This window comes from Microvirga sp. RSM25 (genome assembly GCF_044784385.1).
Lineage (GTDB): Bacteria > Pseudomonadota > Alphaproteobacteria > Rhizobiales > Beijerinckiaceae > Microvirga > Microvirga tunisiensis.
On record NZ_CP173040.1, the window covers coordinates 711,140 to 726,992 of the forward strand.

Sequence of the window (15,853 nt, forward strand, 5' to 3'; positions counted from 1 at the left end):
GCGAGATCATCGCCCACCTCATTCTGCCATGATCAACATTGGGAAATCGCGATGCCACGGACATTTGATCTCATTGCGTCAAGCGCCACCGATCTCCTTCTTCTCGTGGGACGGCTCCTGCTGGCCCTGATCTTTCTTCATGAGGCCGTGGCACTTTCCTTCGACTTCACGGCTGCTGCTTCGGCGATGAGCAAGATCGGCGTTCCACCTTATGTCCTGGTTCTCACCATTCTCTTGCAGCTCGGGTCGGGCTTAATGGTGGCATCGGGCTGGCACGCGCGCCTGGGATCCCTCAGCCTGGGCCTGTTCTGCCTCGCAACCGCTTTCCTGTTCCACTCCAACTTCGCCATCCGAAACGAGCTTTTGCATTTCGAGAAGGATCTTGCGATCGCGGGCGGCATGTTCGTCCTGACTGCATCAGGAGCCGGAGCGCTGTCGCTGGACAGGCTTGTCAAGTACCGGAGCCTCTTTGGATGGGCTCCGTGACGCATACGCCATATCCAAAGAAGGCATAGACCCACTTCTTTCGATACCGAACGGGCCGGCTCTTTATGCTTCTCAGCGCGACCGATCTTGGACGTTCCGGTCAAGGCGTTGTGAGACACCCCATCAAGGTGACCTCCATGAGCCGGTCAGACTACCCGAGTCAGCCCAATAATGGCTATTGACGGGCGAGCAGATCCTGAAGCCGATGTATGAACTCCTGCAGCTCGACGGCATTCAGATCCGAAACTGCCCAGAAGGTCATACCGCTGCCGGACCAATGACGCGTGTTGTATCCGTTGTTCACCGAGGACTGCTCTCCCTCGGCACTGACCCAGTTTTTCTCCGCCGGCCAGATGAACAGGTTGATCACGTGCTCGCGGCGTTTGTACACCAGTGCCGCAACTGCCCGTCCGGCAATGTAGTCGAGGCGCCCCCCTGTCAGCGCAAATCCCTCGCTGGCTAGATCAACAATCGGAGGGGCGAAGTCGAGCCGGCCATCAAACCAGGGCTTCACGGTATGGCGGTCGGACGTTGTCACGTCCGTAATGTGGTTTGCCATCAAGGAGCGGACATGTTCGGCGACAAGTTCTTGCTCCAGATCCGGCGATGTACGCGGCACGATCAAAGCCACGGCAAGACCCGCCGCAAACGCCGCAGCCGGAATGCCAAGGTGCTGACCTTGCCACAGGCGCTGCCACCAGCGGGCCGTCGTCGGCGCTACCGGGCTGGCTGGGGCAGGCACAAGAGCTTCCAGAACCCGCGCCCGTAACGCGTCGGGTGCCCGATACTGCAGACGATCCTGACGCAGGATCACCCGCTGCTCCTGCAGGCGCTGATATTCGCCCGCGCAAGCTGGGCAGGTTCTCCAGGTGATCCTCGACTTGGAAGGCGTTGGCGGCATCTAGTTCCCCGTCCAGATGACCATGCAGGAGAACTTTCATGTCAGAACAGGGGAGCGTCATGACCGGATCTCCTCTCTGTCTGCGGTCCGTCGGCGCCAAGCATTGGCGAGTAGCTGGCGCGCCCGGGCGAGGCGGGACATCACGGTCCCGATCGGCGTTCCAGTGGTTTCGGCAATCTCCTGGTAGGAGAGTTCCTCGAGTTCACGCAAAACCAGCGTCTCCCGAAACGGAAGGGGCAAGGTCTCGATCAACTCCCTCATGGTGGCGATCTCGTCCTGCCGGACAACGGCGGTTTCGGGGCTATCCGCGGGATCGACCAGTCCGGCGGCGCGCTCCGCTGCATCGCCCGGATCATCTCCCTGACTTGCTCCGGTACCTTCAAGCGGAACCGTTCGATCCGACGCCACGGCTTTCGCACAGGTGTGACAGCAGTTTCGCACGATCGCCAGGATCCAGGCCTTCGGATCACCGCCCCTGTACCCACCAAAGGCGCGGAACGCCCGCAGGAAGGCATCCTGCGCGACGTCCTCGGCCGCAACGGGGTCCCGCAGCAAATAGCGCGCCAGGTTGTAAGCGGCATCCAGATGCGGAAGCATCAGGTCGCGAAAGCGCCGGGCGAGATCGGCTTGCTCAACCGTTTCAGGCGACAGGGAGGCCGGCACAGGTTCCTCCGCGCGTTGCTGAAGTGTACTCCCGTCATGCTTGCCTGTCACACAGCCGGATGCGTTGGGCCAGCCTGCAACCTTCCCGGTAGCGTAGGCCTGCGGACCTGAGGTGGAGACCGCAGTCACCTTACTTGGCAGAAGGGACATGCGCTCGAAGGTGATCGCGTCGCCGCTCATGACCAGACATCCCTGTGCACCTGAGACGGATTATGGTTGCTCAGGAGTTCCAGAGGGTTCGGCTGACAGCACTCCCGTCAATCAGGCGTTGATGCTGCGCTGCTTTATCCAGACTGGACGCCACCCAGACTTATTCCCAGCCGGCTGCAGAAATCTGCAACTCGTCTCCCGGCACGTGCGATGGAGCACTCAGAGGGATGCGACCCTCTCGCACCAAGCGTCCTGCGGGAATAACAGGCGGATCGCATCGGTCTCGAGATAGGTGAGGCGGGACAACAGCGCCTCGCACTGAGTGGCACAAGTCTATCCAAGGGACGGGGACGTGCCCGGGAGGCCATCATGGACACGAACCGTCGTGATCGAATTCTTGTTGCCGACAACAATCCGATCTTCCGCGAAACCCTCTCCCGATGGCTGCGGGCCGCAGGGTACGAGGTGATCACAGCGGACACGGGCGAGCATGCATTTTTGACGTTGCGGGATTGGCAGCACCCCATCGAGTGGCTCTAGACCCGGGCCAATCTGCCCATCCTGATCGACGGCTGGATACCGGCCGACGAGTATCATGACACCTACACAACACGCCCAGTTGTGATCGCCGCACGACAGGCCCGGCCGTCTCAACAAGGTGACATCGTCCTCGCTCAACCGAGCCCGACCGCCGCGTTGGAGATCATCCGGGAGCTGATTGCCGCGAGCCATGATCTACCGGCGGTAACCGAGGTGGGATCCGACGATCAGCGGCATGCAGCGTAACAACAGAGCACCTGCGGTAGCCCCGCCGTTCGGGTTGAAGGGTGTTTTGGCGACCTATCTTCATTGTAGGAGTATGACAATGACGACCAAGAGAGTGGGCTGGTTTTGCAGGGCCAGGTACGGCTTGCCGCCTCACAATGCAGGGCTCCTCAATTCCGCAGGCATTGGTGCTGGTGAGCAAGAGCGCGTCCGGAGCGGAGCCTATTTGGTGCGTGCAATCTCGTTCGAAGTTGTCTCGATTCGGCCGAGTCGCAACTCCCGCGGCGCTGCTATGCATCACATACCCGCCGTGCCCGGGAGGCCAGTGGTCGAGTGCCCGCGAGAACTGCACCATGCTCACGAGGAGGCAGCTCCATTGCCGCAATGGATGAGTGCCACCCGTCCCAACCGGGCAGGCATGTTTATTCCAGGCCTTCTGGTCGCTCTTGCGCTCTTAGCGGCAGCAGATGGCGTTCTGAGCACCGCCTTGGAGCTGGCTTGGCTATGATCGCTCTGATGCACGCTCGCGAAAGGTCGGCTAATGGGATGGTCCGGCCGTGCTTCTGCCCCGCTTGCCCGTAAGCTGTGGGGCTTCGAGCCACGCAAGGAGCACGTCCCATGTCACGGTCTTCTGCCTCTGCCGCCATTGCCACCCTGGGCATCGATCTGGGCAAGAACAGCTTCCACCTCGTCGGCCAGGATCAGCGCGGTGCCATCGTGCTGCGCCTCAAGCTCTCCCAGCCCCAGCTCACGCAGCGCCTGGCCAACATCCCACCCTGCCTGATCGGCATGGAGGCCTGCTCCGGGTCCCATCACATCGGCCGCCAGCTCCAGGACCTCGGTCATGACGTGCGTCTGATCCCGGCCCAGTACGTGAAGATGCCATGAGGAGGTGAGCGGCGACCGGCTCTCTGCGAGAGTAGGAACGCCAACTCTTTCTTCCTGGAGGCGATAGGCCATGCAAGCGACCAACCCCACGTCGACTACCCGCAACACTTCCTCGGACCAAGCTGCCATCGTTGTTTCTCTGGAACTCAGTCGCGCCGTCTGGCTCGTGACGGCCTTGTTGCCGGGCGGGACCCAGAGGATGTCGCGTCATCAAGTGCCAGGCGGGGATCTGGCTGGGCTGCTGAGCCGCTTCACAGAGCTGCAACGCAAGGCGCACGCCCGCACGGGCCAGCTCGCCCGGATCGTGGTGATCCAGGAGGCGGGGCTGGATGGGTTCTGGATTCATCGCGTGCTGGAGAGCGAAGGGATTGAAAGCCATGTCGTGGATCCCGCCTCGATCGCCGTCTCACGCCGGCATCGCCGCGCCAAGACCGACCGGATTGATGGCGAGGCTCTGGTGCGGACCTTGCTGGCCTACAAGCGCGGCGAGCCGCGCGTCTGCGCCATGGTCCGCGTGCCGACCCCGGACGAAGAGGATCAGCGGCGCCTCTGCCGTGAGCTGAAGACCCTCGTCAGCGAACGAGTCCGGCATGTCAACAGGCTGAGGGGGCTGTTCTTCTCGCAGGGCATTGCCGATTATGACCCGCGGCGTCCGGACCGGCAGGCAAGACTCGACGAGCTGCGCACCGGCGACGGACGTGCCTTGCCGCCGCATCTCAAAGCCCTGGCACGACGTGAACTCGAGATCATCGAGCTGCTGGATCGGCAGATCGCGGCCGTGAAGGTCGAACGCGATGCTCTTCTGGCCGCGGCGCAAACGGCGGAGGTGCCCTCAAAGGCGGTTCAGATGCTGCTCGGCCTCAAGGGGATCGGATCCGGGTTTGCGGGTGCGCTGTGGTCGGAAGGCCTGTTCCGGCACTTTGACAACCGGCGGCAGGTGGCAGCCTATGCGGGCTTGGCGCCGACGCCCTGGAAGAGCGGCACGATCGATCACGAGCAGGGCGTATCGAAAGCTGGCAATCCGCGCCTGCGCGCCATCCTGGTCGAGATGGCGTGGCTCTGGCTACGGCATCAGCCGGGATCGGCCCTTGCGCGGTGGTATCATGATCGCGTGCACCGCCTGGGCGGGCGGATGAAGAAGGTCACGATCGTCGCGCTGGCGAGGAAGTTGCTCGTGGCGATCTGGAAGTACGTGAACCACGGCGTGGTCATTGAAGGAGCAGCCCTGAAGACCGCTTGATCCTGCCCGCGCACAGAACTCTCATCACTGTCCCCAAGGCCTGATCAGCCTTGGCGGATCCGGGTGGACGAACCGCGGTAAAGGTATGGCCTGACCAGCCGTAGTTAAGAATGGTCGCGTCCTCCCGAGCCCTGCCCGCAGAATGCGGGATGGTGGTGCAGCCGCTGCGAGCGGCGACCGTATGTGAGCTTGAGCGCGTGGTGCAAAAACGTGCTTGAAGGACGGGCTCGGACCTGTGAGCCGCAATCGTCAGGGAGAACTGAATGAACTGAAGCAATTCGACCTTGATCAGATGCTCCTCATGTGAGCCTTTCGTCAAGCGCCAGAAGAACGATTCCGCTGATGCGGAGGCGATCTGCGAGGCGGCTCAGCGCCCAACCATGCGCTTCGTGGTGCCAAAAAGCGAGCAGGCCCAAGCGGCCGCTGTCGTGTTCCGGGCGCGCGATCTCCTCGTGAAGCAGCGCACCCAGATCATCAATGCCCTGCGGGGACATCTGACCAAGTTCGGCATCGTGGTGGCGAAAGGCCCGGCTCACGTTCCTCAACTGGTACGGGCTGTCGAGGACGGGGCCGAGCCGATCCCGGAGCTCGCCCGACCGATCCTTCAAGGCCTGATCGAAATGCTGCAGGCGCTGGATGACAGGATTGCTGGGCTCGACCGCGAGATTGCTCAGCGGGCCAAGGAGGATAAGACTGCGCGGCGACGGATGACCATTCCCGGAGTGGGACCCGTCACTGCCCTGGCGGCACTCGCACCACCGGCTGAGACCTTCAAGCGCGGACGGGACTTTGCCGCCTGGGTCGGGCTCACGCCCTTGCCGCATTCGACGGGCGGCAAGCAGAAGCTCGGCGCTACCTCGAAGATGGGCGAACGGACGCTGCGCCGCCTGCTGATCCTCGGCGCCAGCGGCGTCTTACGCTGGGCGGCTCGCAACGGAGCTCCAGCAGGCTCGTGGCTTGCGCGCATGCTGGCCCGCAAGCCGCCGATGCTGGTGCGGGTGGCGCTGGCCAACACGATGGCTCGCGTCATCTGGGCTTTGATGGCCAAAGGCGGGATCGACCGAGTTCCGGCCGTGAGCGCATAAGCGCTCGCGTCTGTGAGGCTGTTGGAGCGGAGGAACGTCGAAGGAGAGGGATGGCGCAACGGTCGATGAGACGGGATCAGGAAAACCAGTGTGCAACAACGCGCCTCGAGCGCGCCGCTTTGAATTGGACCTGATCCGCGAACTCCATCCGGGCCCGTGGCATGTGAATGGCCGCAGATGAGGCCGTACACATGGCAGCACTCGCCGACGCGCTCCACCTCTCCAGAAGATTCTTCTTGCGTCACCACGGGCGTCCACACACGTTGCACGGATCGGCGATTTGGCAGCCGGAGCTGGAGGGCATAGGAGGGCTGGACCCTCCTGATCCCGGATCTCTAACGTGCCGTTCAAGGCCAATGCCGCTCGCCATCATCGCATCCCCAAGCAGCGGCATCGGGTGACGAACTGGGCGGAGTACGACACGGCCCTGCGCCAGCGGGGAAGTCTCACGATCTGGTTCTCAGAGGAAGCAATCACAGCCTGGCGGGCCGAGCCCCGCACCACACGAGGCGGTCAGCCTCACTACTCGGCCCTGGCGATCCGAACAGCCCTGACGCTGCGAGTGGTGTTCCGGCTGGCGCTCCGCCAAACTGAGGGGCTGATCGGCTCAATCCTTCGCCTCCTTGGCCTTGATCTCGCTGTCCCAGATCACTCCACCCTGAGCCGTCGCGCCGAAGCTCTGGAGGTTCCAAGACCAGTTTCACACGGCGAGCCTGTTCACCTGCTGGTCGACAGCACGGGCCTGCGGCTGTGTGGACCCGGCGAGTGGCTGGCCGAGAAACACGGCACCTGCAGGCGCCGCTCCTGGCGAAAGTTGCACATCGGCATCGATGCCGATACCGGGCAGATCCTTGCATCAGAGTTGACGTCCAATGATGTCGATGATGGCTCGCAGGTCGAGCCTCTGCTTGACCAGATCACCGATTCACTCGCCTCATTCACTGGTGATGGCGCCTACGATCAGGCTGGCATCTACGCCACCGTTACGGAACGGCATCCTGAGGCTGAGGTGATCATCCCGCCCCGATCGACGGCGGTGTTCAGCGAGGACGGGGAGACCACTCCGACCCAGCGCGAACGGCATCTCCAAAGCATCGCGGAGCATGGACGCATCGGCTGGCAGAAGTGGTCAGGGTACAATTGGCGAGCTTTGGTGGAGACCGCCATCAGCCGGCTCAAACGAGTGATCGGGAATGCGTTGCGTTCGCGAGCGGATCGGCGTCGTATCACCGAGGTCACCATCGCCGTTGCAGCCTTGAACAAGATGCTCGAACTTGGACGTCCGAAGTCCGTCCGCATCGCTTGAAGTCGGCTATGGATGCACGCGACGTGTGCACAATCCGGTCCATGCAACAAAGCAGGAGATCGTGCCACCCGAATTTCTACACAACTCGCGACGGCACCGAGACTGTGCTGATGATTTGACTCTTCTGGTTGGCGACATTGCGAAAACTATGAGGCACTCGGCTGTCAAAGTAGTAAGCATCGCCTTTATTCAGAACACGAACCTCTGCTCCAACTGTGACCTCCACATCTCCTTCTATCACTATGCCTGCCTCCTGCGCAGCATGCGAGCACCCGCCACCAGTTTTTGCGCCAATGGCATAAGTCTCATGCAGCATCAAAATGTCCCTGTTAGGATGATTTATGCCTATCATTCGATAAGAAACTGAGCTTTTATTGCCGATTTCTACAAGATCATCTGCCGAATAGAATGGTGAATAAGGTGAACGACCAGCAATTGTTGAAAAGAAGCCCAGCAATGTCGTTCCTAACGCATCCAGGATTGCGCTAAGCGTATTCACCGATGGGCTCATCTGATCCGAAACTAACCCCGAAAATTCATGGAGGGTTGGCGGGTGTAGCTCAAGGCCCTGAGATGACTTAGGATTTGGTTGTTGAATCCGATCCGCCTCATTTCTGGGAGAACCCACCCGCCATGAACCATTCTACGCTTCCACTGCCGGGCCTGTCACCTGTTGGCGGCAAAACCGTTGTGGCTCGGTTCGATGGCGGATTGCTGTCGTCTGATGCTGGCCTTCTCGCCCTGCGCGAGGTGGAGAAGCGTTTGGGTGTCGCCGAGCGGCTCGCCGCGTGCATCGATGACCCACGCTCTCAGGATCAGGTCGTTCATCGCTTGGCCGATCTGATCCGCTTCCGGCTGTTGATGATCGCTGCTGGTTATGAGGATTGCAACGACGCCACGAGCTTGCGCGCCGATCCAATCTTTAAGATGGCGCAGGACGTGCTGCCATCGGATCGCCATCTCGCCTCACAGCCCACGCTCTCACGCTTGGAGAATGTGCCCGATGCGCGCTCGCTGGTGCGCATGGGACGCACGATGATCGATCTGTACTGCGCCTCATTCCGACAGGTGCCGAAGCAGATCGTGCTCGACCTCGACGACACCTTCGATGCCGTTCACGGCGATCAGCAACTGCGCCTGTTCAATGCTCATTACGACGAATACGGCTTTCAGCCCATGGTCGTGTTCGACGGTGAAGGACGCTTCATCACCGCCGTGCTGCGGCCGGCCAAGCGGCCCAAGGGCACCGAGATCCGGGCTCATCTGCGCCGGCTCATCCGGGCGATCCGAACCCACTGGCCCACCACCCGCATCCTGATCCGGGCTGACAGCCATTACTGCGGTCCGCTGGTGATTGATTGGTGCCGAGCCAACGGCGTTGACTTCATCCTCGGAGTGGCCTCGACCTCGACCCTGCGCCGGCATATCGCTGGCCTGGAGGCGAGCGCCAAGGCGCGCTTTGCCGCGGCTCCCCTGCAAGGCAAGGTGCGGCGCTTCACGGAGTTCTTTGACGGTGCCGAGAGTTGGAGCCGGGTCGAGCGCATCATCGCCCGTGTCGAAGCGGGCGAGCAGGGCAGCGACACCCGGTTCATCGTCACCAATCTTGCCGGCGGCAAAGCCAGAACGCTCTATGAGCGGATCTACTGTCGGCGCGGCATAGCGGAAAATCACATCAAGGCCTGGAAAGCCCATCTGGCGGCCGACCGCACGTCGTGCACCAAAGCGACGGCAAACCAGTTCCGGCTGTTCCTGCACGCGGGCGCCTATTGGCTGATGTGGGGCCTGCGCGCGATGATGCCGAAGCGCTCGCTCTGGCGCATCGCGCAATTTGACACCTTGCGCCTGCGCCTGATCAAGATTGCCGCCCGGGTGGTTGAACGGAAGACCCAGATCCGGCTGCACCTGCCGAGCGCCTGCCCCGATCAGACGATCCTGCGGGTGGTTCTTGGCCGCATTCCGCGCCTCGTCACCTGAGGAACGGGGCGCGCACGCCCCCTGACCCGAGCCCTGTCCCGTCCACCTGCAAACCCGCCGCCCTCATCCGCCAAGCAGAACGCCTGGAGGTGGTGGGGACATGCCTGAAATCCGGTCAACTTTACCAGTAAGGCTCGTACAGCCAATCTCAGATGGGGCGCCGTGAATTAACCGGGCTAGGCCGTGTGGACGAATTGAGATCAGTAATGGGTGAGTGGATTGAACGAAGCCGCTGACGCGGCATTTGGTGCCCGGGGATGCGGATGATGCTTCTGTTTTGAAGGGTTGCGGCTGGTGAAGCGCAATCCCGGAACAGGAGATCAAGATGGTCGAGATGAGCCCTCTGCGCCGTCGCATGATCGAGGACATGACGGTCCGCAATCTGTCGCCCGCCACGCAACGATCCTACATCCACGCGGTAGCGAAGTTTTCGCGCTATTTCGGCCGGTCCCCGGCTCGGCTTGGCCTGGAAGATGTCCGCGCCTTCCAGGTGCATCTGGTGGCGAAGGGGATCTCATGGTCGGCGCTGAACCAGACGGTCTGCGCGCTGCGGTTCTTTTACGGCGTGACACTGGGCCATGCCGAGATTCCGGAACGGATTGCCTATGCGCGCTTGCCCCGCAAGCTGCCCGTGGTGCTGAGCGCGGATGAGGTTGTCCGGTTCCTGGAGGCGGTGCCCAGCCTGAAGACGCGCACCGCGCTGACCACGGCCTATGCGGCGGGCCTCCGTGCCTCCGAGACCGTCGGCCTGAAGGTCGGCGACATCGACAGCGAACGCGGTGTCATCCTGATCGCGCACGGCAAGGGCGGCAAGGACCGATACGTCATGCTGTCGGCGCAGCTTCTGCGCATCCTCCGGGTCTATTGGCGGCTGGCAAAGCCCAACGACTGGCTGTTTCCCGGTCGTGACGCAACCGCGCCAATCGATGTGCAGGTTCTCTATGCGGCATGCCGCTCGGCCTGTATCGCCGCCGGCATCGACAAACGCGTGACGGTCCACACGCTGCGGCACAGCTTCGCCACACATTTGCTCGAGAACGGAACCGACATTCGCATCATCCAGGTTTTGCTCGGTCACAACAATCTGTCGAGCACGGCACGCTACACGAAGGTCTCGAACGGCCTTATTCGCCGCACGCAGAGCCCGCTCGACCGTCTGAGGCTGGAGGTTGTTCCCCCAAACTGAGCCGGCGTCGTCATGTCGGCAAGACTGGAGGTGGCGGACATCATGCGTCGCCACGGCGAGGCCTATCGGCAGGCCCAGGAGGGGCATCTCGGGCGGGTCGAGCGCCGCACGATGAGCGCGATCGAGCTGTGCCGGACAGCCGCTCTCGGGGGCCATCTGGAGGGATGCCCATCATGCAGGACAATCCGCGTCTCCTACAATTCCTGCCGCAACCGGCATTGCCCGAAGTGCCAAGGACAGGCCTGTCGGGATTGGCTCGCGGCGCGGCAGGGTGACCTCCTGCCGGTTCCCTATTTCCACGTGGTCTTCACGCTGCCGGCGCCGATGGCCGGCATCGCGTTTCAGAACAAGGCCGCCGTCTATTCCATCCTGTTCAAGGCCGCGGCTGAGACGTTGCTCACCATCGCCGCTGACCCCAAACATCTGGGGGCGGAGATTGGACTCGTCGCGGTCCTGCACAGTTGGGGCCAGAACCTGCATTATCATCCGCATGTCCATTGCATCGTGCCGGGCGGCGGCCTGCCGCCTACCGGCTTCGGGCGTCGATCCGGGGCCGCGCAGTGGATTGCGTGCCGGCCCGGCTTCTTCCTGCCCGTGCGGGTCCTATCGCGTCTGTTTCGTCGGCTGTTTCTACAGGACCTGCAAGCCGCCTATGACGCGGGCAATCTGAGCTTCTTTGGCGACCTCGCCGGACTGATGGCGCCCGCCGCGTTCCGCCGCCGGCTGGCAGAGGTCTGTCATGTCGAATGGATCGTCTACGCCAAACCGCCCTTCGGTGGCCCCGGGCAGATGCTGACCTATCTCGGCCGCTACACCCATCGCGTCGCCATCGCCAATTCTCGGCTTGTCCGTATGGCCGACGGCAGGGTCTCGTTCCGCTGGAAGGACTATCGTCATCGCGGCAAGGTCAAGGTCATGACGCTCGATGCCCACGAGTTCATCCGGCGCTTCCTGCTGCACACCCTGCCGGACGGCTTCCACCGCATCCGACATTACGGCTTTCTCGCGAATGGCCATCGCGCCCAAAAGCTGGAACTGTGTCGCAGACTGCTGACCATCACGGCGCAAGAGAGCGCCGCCGACACCACGCATGATCGGCCCGCCGCAACTCCGGCCAGCCGGTGCTCCTGGTGCGGCCGACAGATGGTCACGTTCGGCATCTGGCGATGTGGGGAGGTGCCTCGCCGTCCCGTCTGGAGCGACAGTTCATGAGAGGATCAACCGCTTGCAGCATGGCAATGACCGAGCCGACTGCCATGTGCGCCGGCCTGCATCTGTTTGCACCCCGTCCCGGAGCGGGAAAGATCCGGGTGCTCTCCGGTGACCGGGCCGGCCGTATTCAACGCGATCATCGGCACCGGGCCGTCGCCGTCGGCACCATCGGGCACACGGATCGCGTTCCACATGCGGTCCGTCCGGCCCTCGTCGAGCACCTCACCTCACCAACCAGCCTACAATCCCCATAGCGCCATCCCCGTCTCGCGGCTTCGCTCAATCCGGCTTCAATGAGGTCCTTCCGGATGAGGGCCTTCACACGTTCCGTCGCGACCGGACCTCACAGAACCCTCCAGATTCCCAAATCAGTCGGGCGATGATTCATGGCGGTCGGCTTCAGGAGGCACGACCATGCTGACGGGAATGACAGAGGACGACTGGGCGACGGTGCTGCGGGTGTTTGCCGCCTCGTGTTCCCGGCGCGGCGCCAAGGGCCGCAATGACCGCCGCTTCCTGGAGGCCCTGCATTATTTCACGGTTCACAACATCACTTGGCGAGCCCTGCCTCCATGCTTCGGCAACTGGAACTCAATCTGGATGGGCGATTCACAAACGACAAATTTTGTCTCAGCCGCCCCGGTCAGTTGACTCTGACGGCGAGCCACATCCCGCTCGCAGCCCGCAGTCGTCACCCGGCCCATAGCAGTTCTCCTCCCGAGGAATTCCGCCCTCGCGGAGGGGACCATGAACCAACCTCCATGGACAATCCAACGGTGCTGGGCCGAGAACCCGGACGCCCTGCGACGCTGGGACAAGGCCTTCCAGCTTCTCCTGGCGGACAGCCAAGCACCCAGACCCAGTCACGACGGCACGGGGGGCGAACCACCAGCACAGGAGAGCCGCCATGCCGATCCTAGCCGCTTACGTGCGCGTCTCAACCCTGCGTCAGGTCCAGAGTCAGTCGATTGAGCAGCAGATCGAACGGCTGCGTGCCCATGCTCTGACCCATGGCGAGGATCTGCCTCTCGAGCATGTCTTTCGAGACGATGGCTACAGTGGCGCCAACCTGCACCGTCCGGGGCTCGATGCCCTGCGCGAGGCTGCCGCCAATGCCAAACTCGACCGGATCCTGATCACAGCTCCGGATCGTCTGGCGCGCAACTATGTGCATCAGGTGCTGTTGGTTGAAGAGCTGCAAAAGTATGGGGCCCAGGTCGACTTCCTCGACCGCCCGATGAGCCAGGATCCGCACGATCAACTCCTCCTCCAGATCCGCGGCGCCGTGGCCGAGTATGAGCGCACCCTGATTGCGGAGCGCATGCGACGCGGTCGGTTACGCCGGCTGCGGGCCGGGACACTCTTGCCATGGACCACGGCGCCGTACGGCTATGAGCTTGATCCAGAGCACCCTCGCAATCCCGCCGGGGTGCGCCTCAACGCTGCCCAAGCCGCCGTCGTCCGGGACATCTTCGCCTGGTATGTCGACGGGACCACGATCATCGGCCTGGTTCGGCGTCTGACCCAGCTTGGCATTCCCTCTCCCTTAGGTCACCCGACTTGAAGCCCGTCGGCGTTGCGCTGCCTGCTGACCAATCCAACCTATACCGGTCAGGTGTTCGCGAACCGGAAGCGCTTCGGTCCCTGTCACAAGCGGCGCTCAGCCCTGCTCCCGGCCCATCCGGCGGGCGGGACGTGCCACAAGACCGACCCCGCAGACTGGATTGCAGTGGCCTCGGTGCCGGCCATCGTGACGCAAGAGCAATTCGACTGCGTGGCAGGACGATTGATCTATAATCGCCAGATGGCGCAGCGGAACAACAGAGCCCATCAGTATCTCCTGCGCGGCTTGGTCAGCTGCGGGCGGTGCGGGCATGGCTGCCAGGGGCGGCATTCGCCCCCGGACTATGCCTATTACCGATGCCAAACCAAAGGACAGCCACGTCTGCTCCTCTCCGGCGAGAGATGTTCGACCCGCTACATTCCCGCCCGGCAACTTGAGGATCTGGTCTGGGGCGATCTGTGTGAGGTGGTGTTACATCCCGAGATCCTCAGCCATGCCATGGAGCGCGCCCGGGGTGGTCAGTGGCTGCCGCAGGAGTGGCAAGCCCGGCGGCACAACCTGCATCGTGGGCGGCGCAGCCTGAGCGAGCAGATCGAGCGTCTGACGAGTGCCTATCTAGCGGGCGTCATCGGACTGCCGGAGTTCGAGCGCCGTCGCCGCGAGGCCGAGAGCCGTCTTCTGACGTTAGAGCGGCAGGAGCAGGAGCTCACTCAGGAGGCTCTCTGTCGCGGGGAGATTGCGCAGCTTGCTGCCAATGCTGAAGCTTTTTGTCACCGCGTCTGTGACGGCCTGGCCAAGGCCGACTTTGATCGAAAGCGTCGCCTTCTCGAATTGCTCGTCGACCGCGTGGTCGTGACCGATGATCAAGTCGAGATCCATTACGCGTTCCCAACCGGTCCAGATGGCGAACGCGAGGCGTTTTGTCGATTGCGGGCAGACTATCTGGAAACGCTTTTGGCGCTTGAGCCGGACGGGCGTGTTCGAGGCCTTCTTCGACGCCTTGGCGGCGCTGAGTGACACAGCGCATCTGGTGCAGATGTTTGACTCCGCCATCGTGCGCGCCCATGTCTCGGCCGCAGGCGCAAACGTATGGCCCGCCCCGTCGGCAAGTGGTTTGTCTCGGCTGACTTGAGCAGTCTGCACAAACGTATCCGGCCTTTCAGCTGAGCTGTTGGCCAAGATGGAGATCCGCGCGTCCTGGTCCTCATAAAGGGGCCGGCATCGAGTGCCATTTTGCGCCATAGGGTTCCAGGCCACCGGTCGACTGTCAGGCCATCTTCCTCTCACCACCCGCGGACTTCGTCAGCCAGCGCGATCCGCGCCAGCCAGTTCCTGCTTAAGCCACTGCGGCTTGGTACGAGCGCTCATGCCGCAGGAGCGCCCAGACAATCCGGGCCATTTTGGTCGCAAGTGCCACCACGGCGGTGTTGGGATGTGCCCGCGCGAGCAGCCCCCTCAGCCACACACCGAGCCGCGTGTTCGTGTTTCTGAGCGTCGGCAGGGCCGCTCGAGCTCCCTGGATCAGCATCTTGCGCAGATACTTGCTGCCTCGTTTGCTGATCCCCAGAAGCCGGGGCTTGCCACCCGTGGTGGCTTGGCGTGGAACCAGACCAAGCCAGGCAGCCAGGTCGCGACCGCGGGCGAAAGTGCGGGCATCCCCGACAGCCGCCACGAGGGCTGTGGCATTCAGCGAGCCAATGCCCGGGATGCCGGTCAGCCGCCGGGCCTGGTCATTGCTGCGGCAGTGCTGATGGAACTCCTCGTCGAGAGCTGCAATCCGCTGGTCAAGCAGTTCCCACCGCTCCCGCATATCGGCGATGAGGTGGCGCATGCGAAGACTCAGCGTGCATGCCGGGTCGGCTACGATCTCAGTCAGCCGACTGGCGAGCTTGGCCCGCCCCTGCGGCACGACGTATCCTCGCTCCAGAAGCACGCTCCTGATCTGGTTCATCAGCGAGGTTCGCTCCGCAACGAGGCGATCGCGCACACGGTGAAGGGTTTGCATGTCGAGTTGGGCTTCTGACTTCAATTCGACAAAGCGCATGGTCGGGCGTGTGGCGGCTTCTGCGATGGCGTCAGCGTCACGGTCATCATTCTTCTGTGCCTTCACATAGGGGCGCACGTATTCCGGTGACATCAGTCGAATTGTGTGTCCTTGCGCGGCGAGTAATCGCCCCATGTGATGGGCGCCACAGCAGGCTTCCATGGCGATGATGCAGGCTGGCCGCCTGGACGCGAAAGCAATCACCGTCTCCCGCCGCATACGCCGGCGCACGACGACCTGACCATTTTGATCCAGACCGACCAGGCTGCAGCTGTTCTTGCCCAGGTCAACTCCAAGCACCGCAATCTTCATGGCTTCATTCCTTTCCCTCGTCTGAGCTATACCGCCAGCTTACAGCGGATCGGCTCGGGTAAGGGGCGGGCCATCCA

General features: G+C 62.7%; 15 protein-coding genes and 2 pseudogenes. 13 read left to right on the top strand and 4 right to left on the bottom strand.

What is annotated here, in order from left to right; translation table 11 throughout:
- The first annotated feature begins 51 nt into the window (after nt 1-51).
- The gene (locus ACD578_RS29455; protein ID WP_404294498.1) at nt 52-486 is read left to right on the top strand and encodes a DoxX family protein; all 435 of its coding nucleotides are present in this window, start codon (nt 52-54) and stop codon (nt 484-486) included.
- A gap of 175 nt (nt 487-661) precedes the next feature.
- Here the strand turns inward: ACD578_RS29455 and ACD578_RS29460 are convergent, their stop codons facing one another.
- Complete coding sequence (locus tag ACD578_RS29460; RefSeq protein WP_404294500.1) at nt 662-1,300, bottom strand: anti-sigma factor family protein; 639 nt, start codon at nt 1,298-1,300, stop codon at nt 662-664.
- Nucleotides 1,301-1,444: 144 nt separating this feature from the next.
- The gene (locus ACD578_RS29465; protein WP_404294501.1) at nt 1,445-2,230 is read right to left on the bottom strand and encodes a sigma-70 family RNA polymerase sigma factor; all 786 of its coding nucleotides are present in this window, start codon (nt 2,228-2,230) and stop codon (nt 1,445-1,447) included.
- Between the two features lie 339 nt (nt 2,231-2,569).
- On the opposite strand from ACD578_RS29465, the gene ACD578_RS29470 reads away from it, so the two are divergent.
- The 5 genes and pseudogenes from ACD578_RS29470 to ACD578_RS29490 all read left to right on the top strand — a co-directional run bounded on the left by ACD578_RS29470 (nt 2,570) and on the right by ACD578_RS29490 (nt 7,484).
- Nucleotides 2,570-2,740, top strand: a complete 171-nt coding sequence (locus ACD578_RS29470) for a hypothetical protein (RefSeq protein WP_404294503.1) — start codon at nt 2,570-2,572, stop codon at nt 2,738-2,740.
- 843 nt (nt 2,741-3,583) lie between these two features.
- Nucleotides 3,584-3,844 (top strand): annotated as a pseudogene (locus tag ACD578_RS29475) (IS110 family transposase); the annotation flags it as partial.
- Between the two features lie 79 nt (nt 3,845-3,923).
- Nucleotides 3,924-5,093: an IS110 family transposase gene (locus tag ACD578_RS29480; protein WP_404294505.1), complete on the top strand. Its 1,170-nt coding sequence runs from the start codon at nt 3,924-3,926 to the stop codon at nt 5,091-5,093.
- Between the two features lie 305 nt (nt 5,094-5,398).
- Nucleotides 5,399-6,178: pseudogene (locus ACD578_RS29485) on the top strand (IS110 family transposase); the annotation flags it as partial.
- A 340-nt stretch (nt 6,179-6,518) separates the two neighbouring features.
- Nucleotides 6,519-7,484, top strand: a complete 966-nt coding sequence (locus ACD578_RS29490; protein WP_404294507.1) for an IS5 family transposase — start codon at nt 6,519-6,521, stop codon at nt 7,482-7,484.
- A 76-nt stretch (nt 7,485-7,560) separates the two neighbouring features.
- Here the strand turns inward: ACD578_RS29490 and ACD578_RS29495 are convergent, their stop codons facing one another.
- A complete protein-coding gene (locus ACD578_RS29495; protein WP_404294509.1) occupies nt 7,561-7,983 on the bottom strand; it encodes a cupin domain-containing protein in 423 nt (140 codons plus the stop codon).
- A gap of 134 nt (nt 7,984-8,117) precedes the next feature.
- Here ACD578_RS29495 and ACD578_RS29500 point away from each other — a divergent pair, with 134 nt between their 5' ends.
- From ACD578_RS29500 to ACD578_RS29530, 7 genes are all read left to right on the top strand, one after another.
- Entirely contained in the window at nt 8,118-9,458 is a 1,341-nt protein-coding gene (locus tag ACD578_RS29500; protein WP_404294490.1) for an IS1380 family transposase, read from the top strand.
- A gap of 325 nt (nt 9,459-9,783) precedes the next feature.
- Complete coding sequence (locus tag ACD578_RS29505; RefSeq protein WP_404294452.1) at nt 9,784-10,644, top strand: tyrosine-type recombinase/integrase; 861 nt, start codon at nt 9,784-9,786, stop codon at nt 10,642-10,644.
- A 12-nt stretch (nt 10,645-10,656) separates the two neighbouring features.
- On the top strand, nt 10,657-11,856 hold the full coding sequence (locus tag ACD578_RS29510) for an IS91 family transposase (RefSeq protein ID WP_404294455.1): 1,200 nt from the start codon (nt 10,657-10,659) through the stop codon (nt 11,854-11,856).
- A gap of 26 nt (nt 11,857-11,882) precedes the next feature.
- Entirely contained in the window at nt 11,883-12,110 is a 228-nt protein-coding gene (locus tag ACD578_RS29515) for a hypothetical protein (protein ID WP_404294457.1), read from the top strand.
- 160 nt (nt 12,111-12,270) lie between these two features.
- The gene (locus ACD578_RS29520; protein ID WP_404294510.1) at nt 12,271-12,507 is read left to right on the top strand and encodes a transposase; all 237 of its coding nucleotides are present in this window, start codon (nt 12,271-12,273) and stop codon (nt 12,505-12,507) included.
- Nucleotides 12,508-12,763: 256 nt separating this feature from the next.
- Nucleotides 12,764-13,420 (top strand): recombinase family protein, encoded by a 657-nt coding sequence (locus tag ACD578_RS29525; protein WP_404294511.1) that lies wholly within the window; start codon nt 12,764-12,766, stop codon nt 13,418-13,420.
- 12 nt (nt 13,421-13,432) lie between these two features.
- Nucleotides 13,433-14,437 (top strand): zinc ribbon domain-containing protein, encoded by a 1,005-nt coding sequence (locus tag ACD578_RS29530; RefSeq protein ID WP_404294513.1) that lies wholly within the window; start codon nt 13,433-13,435, stop codon nt 14,435-14,437.
- Nucleotides 14,438-14,756: 319 nt separating this feature from the next.
- Here the strand turns inward: ACD578_RS29530 and ACD578_RS29535 are convergent, their stop codons facing one another.
- Entirely contained in the window at nt 14,757-15,776 is a 1,020-nt protein-coding gene (locus ACD578_RS29535) for an IS110 family transposase (protein WP_404294514.1), read from the bottom strand.
- Nucleotides 15,777-15,853: the final 77 nt, after the last annotated feature.